This window comes from Paraliobacillus quinghaiensis (assembly GCF_003426025.1).
Lineage (GTDB): Bacteria > Bacillota > Bacilli > Bacillales > Amphibacillaceae > Paraliobacillus_A > Paraliobacillus_A quinghaiensis.
Genome location: NZ_QJSH01000005.1, coordinates 22934 through 37974, shown reverse-complemented (window position 1 = coordinate 37974; position 15041 = coordinate 22934). Strand labels below are relative to the sequence as shown.

Below are 15041 nucleotides of genomic sequence, written 5' to 3'. Positions count from 1 at the left end.
ATCTATTATTGTTCCGTTACATGAACTTTAATTGTACCTGTCACTTCTGGATGAAGTTTGACTGGTACGTTTGTATAACCCATTGTACGGATTGGGTTATCTAACTCTATTTTTCTTTTATCTAGTTTAATATTGTGGTTCTTCTTTAATGATTCAGCAATTTGTTTACTTGTAATTGACCCAAACAAACGACCTTTTTCTCCAGCTTTTGCTTTTAATTCAACTTCCATATTTGCAAGTTTCTCTTTTAACTGTTCTGCTTCATTTATCTCTTCTTGTTCTAAATTCTTTTCTTTATTTTTTTTAGCTTCTAAAGCTTTTAAGTTACCACTTGTTGCTTCAACAGCTAAGTTGTTTTTTAGGAGATAGTTTCGTGCATATCCTTCTGAAACATTTTTCACTTCTCCTTTTTTACCTTTTCCGTTAACATCTTTTTGAAAAATTACTTTCATTCTTGTTCTCCTCCTTCAATAGATTGATCTATAATTTCTTTTAATTGTACATAAGCATCTTCTATTGATGCATCATCTAATTGTGTAGCTGCATTGGTTAAGTGGCCTCCACCATTCATTCTTTCCATTATCAATTGCACATTAACGTCACCTAGAGATCTGGCACTAATACCAATCCTGCCATCATTACGTTCAGAAATAACAAAAGATGCAACAATTCCACTCATTGTTAATAGTGTATCAGCAGCTTGCGCAATAATAACTGGGCCAAACGATTCACCCGGTTTACCCATTGCAATTGCAATATTATCTCGATAAATTGTTGTACTTTCTATTAGGTGACTACGTTTAATATAAACATCTAAATCTTCTTTCATAAATCGTTGTACTAATATGGTATCTGCACCTTTTGATCTTAAATAAGAAGCTGCATCAAAAGTTCGTGATCCTGTTCGTAATGTAAAACTTTTTGTATCAACAATAATACCTGCTAATAATACAGTAGATTCAAGCATATTAAGCTTTAACGTATTTGGCTGATATTCTAATAGTTCAGTTACTAATTCTGCCGTTGAAGAAGCATATGGCTCCATGTAAACAAGTGTTGGATGATCAATAAACTCTTCCGCTCTGCGGTGATGATCAATAACAACAACATACTCTGTCTTGCTTAGAAGCCTCTCTTCCACAACAAGAGATGGCTTATGTGTATCAACAACTGCTAAGAGCGTATTTTTTGTTATCATATCCTGCGCTTCTTGCGGTGAGATAAAATGTGACCATAACGTCTCTTCCTCTTTAATAACTTCTATCAATCGTTGTACACCTGTATCTATATCTTCCTCATCTATCACGATGAAAGCATCGACATTGCTAGCTTGTGCTATTTTTAAAATACCAATTGCTGCACCAATTGAGTCCATATCAGGAGCCTTATGCCCCATAATCATTACTTGATCACTCTCACGAACTAACTCTGTTAATGCATGTGAAATAACACGTGCTCTTACTCGTGTTCGCTTCTCCATTGGATTAGTTTTTCCACCATAAAAGCGAACCTTTCCTGCATCTTCTTTAATAACCACTTGGTCACCACCGCGTCCTAAGGCAAGATCTAAACTGGATTGTGCCAGTTCACCCAAGGTTGGTAGAGCCACACCACCTAAACCAACGCCTATACTTAGTGTCAGTGGTACATTTTTATTATCCGAAATTAATTCGCGAACTTCATCTAAGATTTCAAACTTTGATTTTTCCAATTGTTCTAAGATTTGCTGATTCATCACAGCAAGAAAGCGCTCTTGTGAAGTTCGTTTTAAATAGATACCATATTCCAATGACCAGTCATTTAGAATTGATGTAACTTTAGAATTGATTTGGCTTTTGTTTGTATCATCCATTGCTTGCGTAATTTCTTCATAGTTATCTAAAAAGATTATGCCTAAAACAGTTTGTTCATTGTGATATAAGTTTTGAATTTCTGTTTGTTGAGTTCGATCAAAAAAATACAAGAGACGCTCTTCTTTTTTTATCACAACTTTAAAGTCATATTCTCCTAAAGGTATACAAACCTCATCTTGCTCTTCTTGTACCATTTTTGTTAAATCTTCAGAAAGAAGTTTTAATGGTTGCCCAACCAGTGTCTCATCCTTTGTAAACTTATTCATGTATGGATTGGTCCACTCAATCTTATAATTTTCACTGTACAATACTATACCAATCGGCATTTCAAGTAATGCTTCTTCCCCTACCTTTTTAACCCGATGTGATAGTGTCGTAATATATTCTTCTGTTTCGTTCAACAGATGTTTTTCCGCTTGAATACTATAATATAAAGAAGCCGTTAAAAGACCTGTCATTACAATACCTAACATCCATTGGAAATACCAAATAAACCCTAAGAATAGAAGGGATAAGCCATAGATAATCCATAAATGTTTGCTCAACGTTGGCTTCTTAAAAAAATCTAACATAATTGTCAGCTCCTACACCCAAAACACGAGCTCATTTTTTGTTTCCTAATCTTTCTCTAAGTCCAAATCCAATATCAATTATACCTATAATCCGCAACATATACAGCCCTACTGGTAAAAAAACAATACTAAAAATAATAATTATAATAGGAACTGCTACAGAAGATCTCTTATGATAAAAGTAAAATAAAACAAAAGAGATACCTTGTAAACCCATCAATATACCAATAAGGTTCGTTACATTCATCACCGAAAACGCCAAGTTGCTTGTTGGATCTAGTTGAAACCAAGTAAACATAATTGTAATTAAATAAATCCAAATAATTGTTTTGGGTAATTGTAACATACGAAAAGGTGGAAATTTTAGATTTTTACTTTCTTTCCAGTTTAGAAGTTTATAACTTGTCCATTGTGTTACAAAAGTAATAGCAATTGCAAAAATCACCAAAATTGACGGCAATAGATTGATAATATTTTTCATTTCTTCTTCAATTAAATTAATTTCTTCTGGTGAAATATCCATTCCAATTGATGTAAGCATCGTTTGGCTTGTCACCATTGATTCTTCCACTAATTCTTGATAGTGATCAACTAAATTAATTTGTGTGATCAGTTGAATCAACACGAATAATGTTACTAATCCAATTGTCACACCAACAGTTCCCATTGCCCATGTTTCATAAGCATGTCTTTTCTTATGAATAGCTTGCCCTATCATCGTTCCACCTAATACAGCCAAAATTGTTAGAGGTACTGAGATAACAAAGGCTATTAAAAAAGATAATAGTGTTACAATAACACCTAAAACTAGGGTCGACTTATATCCATGATGGGTCGTGTAAATTACAAATGGTATTGGCATTAGAAATATTGTTACTAATTCACTTCCAGGAACAAACAATGTTAGCATTAACAATAGTCCATAAATTGCACCTAACACTGCACCCTCTTGAATTTTCTTTACATCATACATCAGTCAAAAACTCCTTAACTAAACTAGCTATTTGCTTAGAAAAAGCACAGCTATTGCGCTGTGCTTGATGTGATAGCTCTTTTATCTTCTATAGCTGGTTAATCTTTTCATAACCATTTATTTTTTCCCACTATATGATTATAAACGATATCAATAGAAAATAACAAATGATTGTTTGCAAAAAGGCTATTGCATTTTATGGATATCTATATTAAACTAACAAGAATCAAATTATTCAAAATATTATAACTCTTATCAAGAGAGGTGGAGGGACTGGCCCTTTGATACCTCAGCAACAGACCCTATTTGGTACTGTGCTACTTCCAGAAGCAAAATGCTTGAAGATAAGAAGAGCGCACATTAATCATGCGATACATTCTCTTCTTATCTTAAGAAGAGTTTTTTTATTTCTGAAAACACATAATTAAGGAGGAAAAAAATGAAACGTAGTTTAGAAGAACGATTAAAAGATGGTACTGTAATTGCTGGCGAAGGTTACTTATTTGAATTAGAAAGAAGAGGGTATCTACAGGCTGGTTCTTTTGTGCCAGAGGTAGCACTCGACAACCCTGAAGCACTAAAACAAACCTACAGAGATTTTATGTTTTCGGGGTCAGATGTTGTATTAGCCTTCACCTATAATGCACACCGTGAAAAGATGCGCATTATTGGAAAAGAAGATCTATTAGAACCTTTAAATCGAAATGCGATACGTTTAGCTAAAGAAGTAGCTAAAGAACATCCTGTTGAAGAAGCCCTTGTAGCAGGTAATATTTCAAACACGAACATTTTCGATCCAGAAGACCCTGCATCAAAAGAGAAAGTAAGAAGCATGTTTGCTGAGATGGTTGGGTGGTGTAAAGAAGAACAAGTTGATTATATCAATGGGGAGACATTTTATTATCACGAAGAAGCAGTTATCGCTTTAGAAGAAATTCAAAACAAAGAGCTTCCTGCTGTGATTACCTTAGGTTTAATGGGAGAAAATATTCTGCGAGATGGCTATAGCGTAGAAGAGTCTTGCAGAATCCTTTCAGAAAAAGGGGCACTTGTTGTAGGAATGAATTGTTTTAGAGGACCCGATACAATGCAACCCTACCTTGAAAAAATTTGTAAAACTGTAGATGGTCATGTTGCAGGATTACCTGTTCCATATCGAACTACTGAGGAACACCCAACGTTTTTTAATTTACCTGATGGCGGTTGTAGTTGTCACGGCTCTTTAGAAACATCTTTTCCAACAGCGTTAGACCCACTCTATCATAATCGTTATGAGTTGGCCGCATGGGCTAAAGAAGCTAAAGCAATAGGCGTTAATTATATCGGACTTTGCTGTGGTGCTTCTCCAGCAATGCTACGCGCTGTTGCTGAGGCAGTAGGAATTGAAACATTAAATTCAAAGTATTCTCCTAATATGGAAAAGCACTTCTTATTTGGTGAAGACGAAACATTAAAATCGCATAACCTTGGCTATCGTACAAAAGCATAGCATTGATTTTTTCAGAATATTTAGTGAAAAAGGCCGACGATATTGCTATAATAGATGCAGTTTATATGGCAAAGGAGCAAAAAAGTTGATAACTACACTATTCTTTGATTTAGATGATACTTTACTTTGGGATAAAAAAAGTATCCAACAAGCATTTCAAGCAACTTGCAAGCTAGCTCATGAAAAACACGGGTTAAAGCAACAAGCATTAGAAGATGCTGTTCGTGGTGAAGCACGTAAGTTATACGCTAGTTATGACACGTTCGAATTTACGCAGATGATCGGAATTAACCCGTTTGAAGGGCTCTGGGGCACGTTTGATGATGATCATACATCTTTTCGTAAAATGTATGAAGTCATCCCTACCTATAGAAAGCAGGCATGGATAAATGGATTGACTGCATGCGGTATTGATGACCCTGACTTTGGAGAACAATTAGCAGAGCAATTTATAAAGGAACGGGAAAGACACCCTTATGTGTATGAGGAAACGTTTTCTGTCTTAGGTAAACTAAAAGAGAATTATCAGCTATTGTTATTAACCAATGGCGCTCCATCTTTGCAACAAAAAAAACTAGCTATCACTCCTGAAATAAAGGAATATTTTAATCATATTCTCATTTCTGGTGATTTTGGCAAAGGGAAACCTGATCCAAGTATTTTTGAACATGCCTTAAAGCTTGCAAATGTAAAAAAAGAAGAAGTACTAATGGTTGGTGATAACTTAATGACAGATATTCTAGGATCAAATAGAGCCGGAATTAAAAATGTCTGGATTAATCGAGAGGAAAAAGAAATGCAAGAAGTTATACCGACTTATGAAATAAAGCATCTTGAAGAATTATTTGAATTAATTTGATTAGATGAAATGAAACGAAACTAATGTGTTCGCGAGAATTGTAAACCAATAAAAAGTCACAAGCATTAATTTTAAACCTTTAGCAGTATAATTGGTCTGTCAATTATACTGCTATCTTTTTAATTTGGCCTGGTTTCGGTGAATCTATAATGTCAGCATAGACATCTTCCGACACTCTTCCTCCCTCCCAATTAATTTTTATCAAATGGAGAACAAAAATTTCTCCTCAAACAAAAAAAAATTAACTAAATATAACTTTAATTCGTGAAGAGACGAATCATAACCTGAATTCTTCACAAACTATTATTAATTATATCTATCTGTTCATATTGTGTTATAATTAATTTCTTGATTTTTTGAAAGGGGATTTAAGAAGAATGGATTTTAATTGGTTAGAATGGTTAGGGTATTTAGCTTCACTTATTGTACTTATTTCATTATTAATGAGTTCAATTATTAAGCTGAGGTGGATCAATTTATTAGGGTCTAGCTTATTCTCATTATATGGTTTTTTAATAGGTGCTTTACCGGTTGGGTTAATGAACTTAGGTATCGCTATCATTAATGTTTACTATCTTGTAAAAATATATAGTGCTAGAGCTAAGAAAGAATACTTTAAAATACTCTCAATAGAAAGGGATTCTGAGTATTTTAGTCATTTCCTAAATTTCTATAGAGAAGGAATCAAAAAATTTGTAGATCCTGCTAAGCTAAAGGAAAACACATACGAAGTTAGCTTTTACATCTTACGAAACATGGTGCCAGCTGGTGTGTTTTTAGGATCTAAGTATGATGAAAACACTTTAAAGGTAGAACTAGATTTTGTTATTCCAGAATATAGAGATTTTAAAATTGGAAGCTTTATTTATGAGGAAAGTAAAGATTACTTCTTAGATAGAGGGTATAACAGGTTAATCAGCTATTCAACAAACGATGAACATATAGAATATTTAAGAAAAATGGGCTTTGAGCAAAAAGAAGATAATGGCAATAAATATTTCGAAAAGTTGATGAAAAAATAGTTAACCAAAACAGCAAAAAGCTAAATCGGCTTTTTGTTGTTTTTTTTGACTTAATAACTTATTACCACATAGACCAATACCAATATGTGCAACAATGATCTTCACTTTTTCAATCACATTTACATCTTTTAATTGAAATAATTTAAAAATACTTGCAAATACTACCTCCATAATCCTTTTAAGGGGGAATTCAACGTTGAAGGAACAAATGCTTGAAAATATTAACAACATGGAGCGAGAATTATCGAATGTAATTAATCACTATTGGAAAATATATTCCTCATATGATACATGGCAATTTTGGCTAATTTTATTTATGTTTATTATGCCTTTAGTTGCTTTTGTTTATTTTATCGATCGGAAAAAGTTATTTCTTGTATCTTTTTATGGCTACACATTTCATGTATTCTTGTCATATTTAGATGCTTTTATGAATAGAAATAATTTTTGGGAGTATCCATATTTTATGATTCCTTTTTTAACATCAAACATTGCGATTGATGCAGCTCTAATTCCCGTTTCATACCTTTTATTGTATCAGTTTACACTAAACAAAAATAAAAATTTCTATGCTTACGGATTTGTATTAAGTCTATTTTTTGCATTCATTTATGCTGGAACACTCCAATGGTTAGGGTTATATAGATTATCTAATGGAATGAATAATTTCTATCTTTTTTTTATTGATTATGGGTTAGCCTTATTTGCTTATTGGTTTACAAGCATTTTCCTCCACTTTAGTAAATGGAAAAAATAACTCAAAATTAGATTAACTAAGAAAAACACTCCGGGAGCTCTCCCTGAGTGTTTTCTAGTTATTATAATTGTTAATTTGTTTATAAATTCATTGCAGTTACTTTATTAATATCTGGGAGCTCAGTTAATGCTTTAATATCTGCCTCATCTAATAATTTATCAACTGTAAGTAGCATAATTGCTTCTCCACCAACCCCTGCTCTACCAACTTGCATCGTCGCAATATTAATATCATGCTCTGCAAGAATGCTTCCAACCTTTCCAATTGCACCAGGTTGGTCCTTGTGGTGAATAAATACTAAGTGCCCTTCTGGGACCACATCAACACTATACTCTTCAACTTTAACAATCCGAGCACCTAAACCATTTAGCAATGTGCCTGCTACAGTTTTAGTACCTGATTTTGTTTTTACTTCTACAGTGATTAAGTTTGTAAAACCTTTTGTTGTACTTGTTTTTTGCTCATTAATCACTATACCGCGCTGTTCCGCCAAATATGCTGCATTAACATCATTAATATGATCACCAAAATGACGTTTCAGCAGTCCTTTAATTGTGTTTCTTGTTAGTGGTGTTACTTCTACTTCATATAATTCACCAGCATAATAGATTGTAATTTCTTCAATCACTTCTTCTGTACTATGTGTTAAGAAAAGTCCTAACTTTTCAGCTAAATAAAAGTATGGCTCTATTTTCAGCATTAAATCCTTTGAAACAGATGGCAAGTTAACTGGATTACGCACAAGTCCACCAGTCAATAATCTTACAACATCATGACTAACATCGATTGCTACGCTTTCTTGTGCTTCTACAGTACTTGCACCAAGGTGTGGTGTTGCAATTACTTGTGGTAATTCTAATAACTTATGGTCTGTAGCTGGTTCCTCTTCAAACACATCTAAAGCCGCTCCAGCAACTTTTCCAGATACAATTGCATCATATAAAGCATCTTCATCTATAATACCACCACGAGCACAATTGACGATTTGTACGCCATCTTTCATTTTTTCAAATGCTTTTGCATCAATTAGATGTTTTGTTTCTTCTAACAGTGGTGTATGCATTGTAATGAAATCAGCTGCTTTGATCACGTCTTCTACTGATCCATATGCAACCCCAAGTTGTTCTGCCTTATCTTCAGTTAGAAATGGATCGTATGCGATAATCTTCATCCGTTGACCTTTTGCGCGCATTGCGACTTCTCTACCAATGCGCCCCATGCCGATGACTCCTAATGTTTTACCTTTTACCTCAACTCCGACATATGACTTTCTGTCCCACTTTTTCTGCATTAGTGCATTATAGGCTTGTGGGATTTTTCTAGCTAAAGACATCAGCATCGCCATTGAATGCTCTGCAGCTGAATTTGTATTACCATCAGGAGCATTCACTACAATTACACCATGTTCTGTTGCAGCTTCTAAATCAATATTATCAACCCCAACACCCGCACGGCCAATAATTTTTAATTTTTCTCCTTGTGCAATAATCTCACGTGTTACCTTCGTTTGACTTCGAACAAGCAGTGCATCGTAATCTTTAATTTTCTCTACCAATTGTTCCGGTGTTAAATCAGTTATCATATCTACTTCTATTTTTTCTGCTTCACGTAATGGAAAAATCCCATCTTCACTTAATGGATCACTTATTAATACTCGAAATGTCATGTAGATTACCCCCTAGTTATTTTTAATACCTTAAATAAGCTTGCAATACTATTAGTTGTTATAAATCATATGAATAAAGATTGAGCTCCTTTCTTTTGTTTTATTTATAACTTTGGTACATTATTCAACTAAAAGAAAACTTAGCTAGCAACAAGCCTTCCGGCGCCGGTGATTGCCTAGTTGCACTTATACTGATTTCCTAAAAACATGCTAAAATTTTATACTTTCCTATCAGTGAAAAAAAGCAATTAAAAAAACTTTCCACCCTCTACGTTTACGTAAGGGGCGAAAAGTTGGAACATCCGCGGTACCACCCTAATTTTACTGTATTAATTTGAAAATAATATACAGTCTTCATTGGAATAATGCGTAACGGGCATAACCGTGCAGATCTACTAAATGTTCAATCTGCATACTCCGAAGTGCTATCTATTGTGTGAAACACTGGTTTACACCACCCACCAGCTCTCTAATGAATCAGCAACAATAAACTTATCTTCATCTAAGTATTTATCATTTACAAAGTATTTTGAATTTTCATTTATCATAGCACGATTAAATTAATTGTCAACAGTTTTAATGAAAAAACAATAACAATTTGTTATAACAACCCTTACATAAGTGTTGTATGAACCAATATGACAGATTTTCTATAAACTACGCATTAAACCTTTGTTCCTCTGACCCGCTTCTCAAATGAAATTATTTCCCTTTCCGAAGGCAGAGCTTTATGATGGGGCGAGTAATCGCAGCCCCATCAAAAACATCCGCTGTTCCTGCAGGACAAGGATTGCTTCAATGAATTCACATCGCACGCAGAAAATCGTTTTTTATTTTCAAGGAGTGTCAACAATTCTATTTGATGCGCTAGATAGTACACTACAATCAATAAAAGCTAAAAATACGAGAGTTAAAAAACCTAAACATTGCAATCAATATAAAAATATAGATGCGCTATCCAGCAAGGAAGAAAAGGTTTGACACTCCTTGAAAATATAAAGCGATTTTTGGGCCTGCGATTACTAGGCTCAACAAAACTACTTGCTGGCGTAGCGGGCTAGTAACTCACGCCTAGTCACGTCGCATCATATATCGAGTACGAATGTTTTAATAACATATTGCAAATAGAGACTAACAAAAAAACCTATCTTTCTGAATTTGTCTTTACAGACAAAACAGAAAGATAGGTTTTCATTTGAACAAATTAATCGTTCACGTATGGCAATAAAGCCATTTGACGTGCGCGTTTGATCGCTCTTGTTAATTTACGTTGATATTTTGCAGAAGTACCTGTTACACGGCGAGGAAGAATTTTCCCACGCTCAGAAACAAATTTTCTTAGCAAATCAACATCTTTATAGTCAATATGTGTAATACCATTCGCTGTGAAGTAACACACCTTACGACGTTTTGAACGTCCGCGACGAGCTGCCATCTGAAAGCCCTCCTTTATAAATCAAAATTAAAACGGTAAATCATCATCTGATATATCAATTGGTTCTCCGTTATCTTCGAACGGACCACGTTCATTTGATTGGTTCGTATTATTGTTATTATTGTTGTTAGACGACTGGTTTGGGTTCGGATCTTGGTTATACCCACCTGAACCTTGTCCACTACGCTGCGAACTTGATCCGCCACCGCCTTTTGTCTCAAGGAATTGAACAGAATCTGCTACAATTTCTGTGACAAATACACGCTTACCATCTTGTCCTTCAAAGTTTCGAGTTTGCACACGACCATCAACACCAACAAGACTACCTTTACTCATAAAGTTTGCCAAGTTTTCTGCCGGACGTCTCCATACGACACAGTTGATAAAGTCTGCTTCTCTCTCCCCTTGTTGGTTAGAGAATGGTCGATTAACGGCTATGGTGAAATTAGCTACTGCAACACCGTTTGCAGTATAGCGTAAGTCTGGATCCTTCGTTAACCTGCCGACAAGTACGACACGATTTAACATGAGAACCCCTCCTTATTTGTCGTCTTCGCGAACTGCTATATGACGAATAATGTCATCAGTGAACTTCGCTTGACGATCAAATTCATTAATTGATTTGTCATCGCCTTTAAATTTAATCACTACATAGTAGCCATCACGAAAGTCATTGATTTCATAAGCAAGTCTTTTCTTACCTTTTTCATCAACTTTTTCGATTTCCGCTCCATTATCAGTAAGGATACTGTTAAAACGCTCCATTAAAGCTGTACGCGCTTCTTCCTCAATGTTTGGGCGGATGATGTACATGATTTCATAATTTCTCATCCGTTTGCACCTCCTTTTGGTCTTAGCGGCTCCTTTTTATTTAAAAGGAACAAGGAGTAATTATATACATTACTCACAATCAAGTATTATACCAAACTTAATTGTAAAGTGCAACAGTAACTTAATATATACTTTTATACGGAAATTTGAGCTTACGTTTGTAATGATCCAGGCTTACACATTAAAACGGAAATGCATTACATCGCCGTCTTTCACCAAATAGTCTTTTCCTTCTAATCGTACATTCCCTTTTTCTTTTGCACCAGCCATTGAACCAGCATCAACAAGATGATCATATGATACAGTTTCTGCTCTAATAAAACCTCGCTCGAAATCTGTATGAATTATACCCGCAGCTTGTGGGGCTTTAATTCCTTTTACAAATGTCCAAGCACGAACTTCCTGTTCACCCGCTGTAAAGTATGTTGCTAGACCTAACAGATGATATGTCGCCTTAATTAATTGATCTAAACCAGACTCTGCTATCCCTAGCTCTTCAAGAAACATTTCTTTTTCTTCGCCATCTAATTCAGCGATTTCAGATTCCACTTTTGCACTGATTACAATCACTTCAGCCTTTTCATTTTCAGCAAATTCACGAACTTTTATTACATTGGGATTTGTATCTGCATCTAAAAGTTCATCTTCTCCTACATTTGCAACATATAAAATAGGTTTACTTGTTAACAAATGAAGCCCTTTTACAAGTTTCTCTTGATCATCAGTAAAACTTAATGAACGAGCAGGCTTTTCTTCTTCAAATGCATCTTTTAATTTGGTAAGCACATCAAATTCTGCAACGGCTTCTTTATCCTTTTGCCTCGCCATCTTCTCAACACGCTGCATTCGTTTTATAACCGTTTCTAAATCAGCTAAAATAAGCTCTAGATTGATGGTTTCGATATCAGAAATTGGATCAACGCTTCCTGATACGTGTGTAATATTTTCGTCCTCAAAACAACGAACAACATGACAAATTGCATCTACTTGACGGATATGTGATAAAAACTGGTTACCTAATCCCTCCCCTTTACTTGCTCCTTTTACGATACCTGCAATGTCAGTAAACTCAAAAGCTGTTGGTATTGTCTTTTTTGGTTTCACTAGTTCCGTTAATTTTCCTAATCGATAATCTGGTACTTCTACAATACCTACGTTAGGATCTATTGTACAAAATGGGTAGTTTGCCGACTCCGCACCCGCTTGTGTAATCGCATTAAACAATGTCGATTTCCCCACGTTTGGTAAGCCTACAATTCCTGCTGTTAATGCCATAAAACTTCCACTCCTTAAGGATATACCGCTCATATGAACGTTTCAGTCATACCAATTATAGTTACAGTCAAACAAATTGACAAGTTATTAAAAAATTGAATACAACTATGTTTTTTCCGCTTATTTTTGTTTTTTATTCCCTATCTTTCTTGAAAATTGATGCTTTTCTTTACATCATAAATCGTTTTTGCTTTTTTTAATGTTTCACGTGAAACATTATTAATGTAATTGTATCATCTTACAATACAAGCTGTATATGTCTATTCATCCGCTTGAATCAATACCTTCTTTAATTTACTCTCAAATTTTTTACGAGGGATCATTACACTGTGACCACACCCCTCACACTTAATACGAATATCCATCCCCATTCGTATTATCTTCCATCTATTTTCACCGCAAGGATGCGCTTTTTTCATTTGTACGAAATCATTTAATTGATAACTTTTTTCCACTAGTTTCTCCTCCCCTGTAATATTATTTTTAGAATTAGAATATACACATGCACCGCTTACTAAAGTATAATGCATTAGTCAGAATAACTTAATTAGTTTATATAAACTTTCTCATACTTTTAACTTCTACTATGTATTTTATCACTTTGCTTCCTTTTTGTATCGATTAATAATCGGATACAACAATAAAGTTGACATAATGTACAAATTTAATAACCCATATAACGGATATAAATATTCTATTAAGGTCGCAAAGCCAACCTTTGTAAGAGGTATCATTGCTAATACTAAACCTAACACAAGCAACCATAATGGCACACGAACCATATCTCGAATTCTAGTTACCAAACCCAATGTTCCAGACACTGCAGTAGTAAAAATGGCAAACCACAATAATGCTGACATGAAAAGGAACATCGCATATGGATAATACTTTAAAATAGCGAATAACGGAATTTCATAAACTAATATGTCATCCGCAATTTGCACCAAACTATTATTATATAGATAGGAAATAGAACCGAGAATCAAGCCACTTCCAACACTTGAAAGTAAAGCCTCTCCTTTTGATTGCATTTGATTACCTATCGCGCCTAAAACAGCGATTAAAGGTAGAATGTTTAATGCTGTAAAGGGTAGAGCAGCCATCCAATTCTTCTGTTGATCCATTGTCGTAAGTAATGTAAGGTTTTCTTTAAATAAAAAAGAGATCAGTACACTAACTAAACCAACAATTAATAAGGGTAATATAAAGCTATTTAATGATAATACACCATCAATACCCCAAACAAAAACGAGCACTAAAGGGATACACATCAGGACTATTCCCAACCAATACGGATAATGAAATGCTTCAACAGTTACTCCACTTCCAGCAAGCATGATTACAGTAGTTGTAAATAGATAAATAATAATCATCATATCATACAAATGTGCAACACGCTTTCCTACTAATATTTTTAGTATTGGTAAGTAATGTGTTGTTTTATTTTCAAAGCTAATAATTAAAATCGTATAACAGCAGATTGAAAACAGGATAGAAAATAAACCAATAGCTAGTCCACTCTCCGGCCCAAAAAATTGCCATAGCTCTCTACCTGATGCATAACCAGCACCTATCATTGTTCCTATTATTAGAAAAATCCACTTTAAACTAGCTTTTCCCATTATATTCACTCCTAAATATTTATAAGATGTATAGAATTAGATAAAAATTCGTATACTAATACAAATATGCTATTGGAGGGAAAGCTATGAATCTAAAAGAGTCAACCTTTACTAAAAGAGAAATACGATTTCATTTTGATGATCCCCTTGTATATCGTTCTCTTGGTCAGACATTATATCAAAGGCTACCATCAGATCCGCATGAGTTTGTAATAGTTTGTATTGGTACAGATCGATCTACAGGTGACTCTCTTGGACCTTTAACAGGCACTCTATTAAACAAATGGAAACATCAGCACTTTACTGTATATGGTAGCTTGGAAGACCCTGTTCATGCAGTTAATTTAGCGGAATGCTTAGATAATATCAATAAAAAACATACTAATCCTTTTATAATTGCGGTTGATGCATGTTTGGGTAAAAGAGCATCCGTTGGCATGATCACGACAGGAATAGGAACAATTAGACCTGGTGCTGCTTTAGAAAAAGATTTACCTGCTGTTGGTGACCTTTATATTACTGGAATTGTTAATGTTAATGGCTATATGGATTATATGGTTTTACAAAGCACCCGCTTACATATTGTTATGAGAATGGCAGAAACAATTGCAAAATCATTGCATTATTTGCATCATGCTCTCTCATACCCAACAATGGAACGCAAAAAAATAGAAACTTTTCTTTAAT

The 15041-nt window shown here is 34.4% G+C and carries 16 protein-coding genes, 1 riboswitch and 1 other annotated feature; of the genes, 5 read left to right on the top strand and 11 right to left on the bottom strand.

Going from position 1 to position 15041, the window contains the following annotated elements:
• Positions 1 to 5 precede the first annotated feature (5 nt).
• From rplI to D2K40_RS05040, 3 genes are read right to left on the bottom strand one after another with little or no spacing between them, the layout of a single operon-like run.
• Entirely contained in the window at positions 6 to 452 is a 447-nt protein-coding gene (gene rplI / locus D2K40_RS05050) for a 50S ribosomal protein L9 (protein ID WP_117153603.1), read from the bottom strand.
• Positions 449 to 2425 carry a DHH family phosphoesterase gene (locus tag D2K40_RS05045; RefSeq protein WP_117153601.1) on the bottom strand — a complete coding sequence of 659 codons (1977 nt, stop codon included), beginning with the start codon at positions 2423 to 2425 and terminating at the stop codon, positions 449 to 451. The genes rplI and D2K40_RS05045 overlap by 4 nt, the downstream gene beginning before the upstream one ends.
• 31 nt (positions 2426 to 2456) lie before the next feature.
• On the bottom strand, positions 2457 to 3398 hold the full coding sequence (locus D2K40_RS05040; protein WP_117153599.1) for a YybS family protein: 942 nt from the start codon (positions 3396 to 3398) through the stop codon (positions 2457 to 2459).
• 249 nt (positions 3399 to 3647) lie between these two features.
• Positions 3648 to 3749, top strand: a riboswitch (SAM riboswitch).
• Positions 3750 to 3837: 88 nt separating this feature from the next.
• Here D2K40_RS05040 and D2K40_RS05035 point away from each other — a divergent pair.
• From D2K40_RS05035 to D2K40_RS05025, 3 genes are all read left to right on the top strand, one after another.
• Positions 3838 to 4887, top strand: a complete 1050-nt coding sequence (locus tag D2K40_RS05035; RefSeq protein ID WP_117153597.1) for a homocysteine S-methyltransferase family protein — start codon at positions 3838 to 3840, stop codon at positions 4885 to 4887.
• Between the two features lie 85 nt (positions 4888 to 4972).
• Positions 4973 to 5746, top strand: a complete 774-nt coding sequence (locus D2K40_RS05030) for an HAD family hydrolase (protein ID WP_117153595.1) — start codon at positions 4973 to 4975, stop codon at positions 5744 to 5746.
• A gap of 377 nt (positions 5747 to 6123) precedes the next feature.
• On the top strand, positions 6124 to 6768 hold the full coding sequence (locus D2K40_RS05025) for a GNAT family N-acetyltransferase (RefSeq protein ID WP_117153593.1): 645 nt from the start codon (positions 6124 to 6126) through the stop codon (positions 6766 to 6768).
• Here D2K40_RS05025 and D2K40_RS16340 read toward each other — a convergent pair whose 3' ends face one another.
• Positions 6769 to 6939 carry a hypothetical protein gene (locus tag D2K40_RS16340; RefSeq protein WP_162879136.1) on the bottom strand — a complete coding sequence of 57 codons (171 nt, stop codon included), beginning with the start codon at positions 6937 to 6939 and terminating at the stop codon, positions 6769 to 6771.
• Positions 6940 to 6964: 25 nt separating this feature from the next.
• Here D2K40_RS16340 and D2K40_RS05020 point away from each other — a divergent pair, with 25 nt between their 5' ends.
• Positions 6965 to 7525: a hypothetical protein gene (locus tag D2K40_RS05020; protein WP_117153591.1), complete on the top strand. Its 561-nt coding sequence runs from the start codon at positions 6965 to 6967 to the stop codon at positions 7523 to 7525.
• Between the two features lie 79 nt (positions 7526 to 7604).
• On the opposite strand, the gene serA is transcribed toward D2K40_RS05020, so the two are convergent.
• The 7 genes from serA to D2K40_RS04980 form a co-directional block, all read right to left on the bottom strand.
• Positions 7605 to 9191: a phosphoglycerate dehydrogenase gene (gene serA, locus D2K40_RS05015; protein WP_117153589.1), complete on the bottom strand. Its 1587-nt coding sequence runs from the start codon at positions 9189 to 9191 to the stop codon at positions 7605 to 7607.
• Positions 9192 to 9469: 278 nt separating this feature from the next.
• Positions 9470 to 9705, bottom strand: a binding site (T-box leader).
• Between the two features lie 690 nt (positions 9706 to 10395).
• Positions 10396 to 10626: a 30S ribosomal protein S18 gene (rpsR, locus tag D2K40_RS05005; RefSeq protein ID WP_090851159.1), complete on the bottom strand. Its 231-nt coding sequence runs from the start codon at positions 10624 to 10626 to the stop codon at positions 10396 to 10398.
• Between the two features lie 27 nt (positions 10627 to 10653).
• Positions 10654 to 11154: a single-stranded DNA-binding protein gene (gene ssb / locus D2K40_RS05000; protein ID WP_117153585.1), complete on the bottom strand. Its 501-nt coding sequence runs from the start codon at positions 11152 to 11154 to the stop codon at positions 10654 to 10656.
• Positions 11155 to 11166: 12 nt separating this feature from the next.
• A complete protein-coding gene (rpsF, locus tag D2K40_RS04995) occupies positions 11167 to 11457 on the bottom strand; it encodes a 30S ribosomal protein S6 (RefSeq protein ID WP_117153583.1) in 291 nt (96 codons plus the stop codon).
• 174 nt (positions 11458 to 11631) lie between these two features.
• Positions 11632 to 12732, bottom strand: a complete 1101-nt coding sequence (gene ychF / locus D2K40_RS04990) for a redox-regulated ATPase YchF (RefSeq protein WP_117153581.1) — start codon at positions 12730 to 12732, stop codon at positions 11632 to 11634.
• Between the two features lie 260 nt (positions 12733 to 12992).
• Entirely contained in the window at positions 12993 to 13187 is a 195-nt protein-coding gene (locus D2K40_RS04985; protein WP_117153579.1) for a DUF951 domain-containing protein, read from the bottom strand.
• Positions 13188 to 13328: 141 nt separating this feature from the next.
• The gene (locus D2K40_RS04980; RefSeq protein WP_117153577.1) at positions 13329 to 14354 is read right to left on the bottom strand and encodes a YkvI family membrane protein; all 1026 of its coding nucleotides are present in this window, start codon (positions 14352 to 14354) and stop codon (positions 13329 to 13331) included.
• A gap of 86 nt (positions 14355 to 14440) precedes the next feature.
• On the opposite strand from D2K40_RS04980, the gene yyaC reads away from it, so the two are divergent.
• Positions 14441 to 15040 (top strand): spore protease YyaC, encoded by a 600-nt coding sequence (gene yyaC / locus D2K40_RS04975; RefSeq protein ID WP_117153575.1) that lies wholly within the window; start codon positions 14441 to 14443, stop codon positions 15038 to 15040.
• Position 15041: the final 1 nt, after the last annotated feature.

Bases quoted from the DNA above. Each gene is read 5' to 3' on its own strand.
- rplI (WP_117153603.1), bottom strand. From the start codon at position 452: ATGAAAGTAATTTTTCAAAAAGATGTTAACGGAAAAGGTAAAAAAGGA.
- D2K40_RS05045 (WP_117153601.1), bottom strand. From the start codon at position 2,425: ATGTTAGATTTTTTTAAGAAGCCAACGTTGAGCAAACATTTATGGATT.
- D2K40_RS05040 (WP_117153599.1), bottom strand. From the start codon at position 3,398: ATGTATGATGTAAAGAAAATTCAAGAGGGTGCAGTGTTAGGTGCAATT.
- D2K40_RS05035 (WP_117153597.1), top strand. From the start codon at position 3,838: ATGAAACGTAGTTTAGAAGAACGATTAAAAGATGGTACTGTAATTGCT.
- D2K40_RS05025 (WP_117153593.1), top strand. From the start codon at position 6,124: ATGGATTTTAATTGGTTAGAATGGTTAGGGTATTTAGCTTCACTTATT.
- D2K40_RS16340 (WP_162879136.1), bottom strand. From the start codon at position 6,939: ATGGAGGTAGTATTTGCAAGTATTTTTAAATTATTTCAATTAAAAGAT.
- serA (WP_117153589.1), bottom strand. From the start codon at position 9,191: ATGACATTTCGAGTATTAATAAGTGATCCATTAAGTGAAGATGGGATT.
- rpsR (WP_090851159.1), bottom strand. From the start codon at position 10,626: ATGGCAGCTCGTCGCGGACGTTCAAAACGTCGTAAGGTGTGTTACTTC.
- ssb (WP_117153585.1), bottom strand. From the start codon at position 11,154: ATGTTAAATCGTGTCGTACTTGTCGGCAGGTTAACGAAGGATCCAGAC.
- rpsF (WP_117153583.1), bottom strand. From the start codon at position 11,457: ATGAGAAATTATGAAATCATGTACATCATCCGCCCAAACATTGAGGAA.
- ychF (WP_117153581.1), bottom strand. From the start codon at position 12,732: ATGGCATTAACAGCAGGAATTGTAGGCTTACCAAACGTGGGGAAATCG.
- D2K40_RS04980 (WP_117153577.1), bottom strand. From the start codon at position 14,354: ATGGGAAAAGCTAGTTTAAAGTGGATTTTTCTAATAATAGGAACAATG.
- yyaC (WP_117153575.1), top strand. From the start codon at position 14,441: ATGAATCTAAAAGAGTCAACCTTTACTAAAAGAGAAATACGATTTCAT.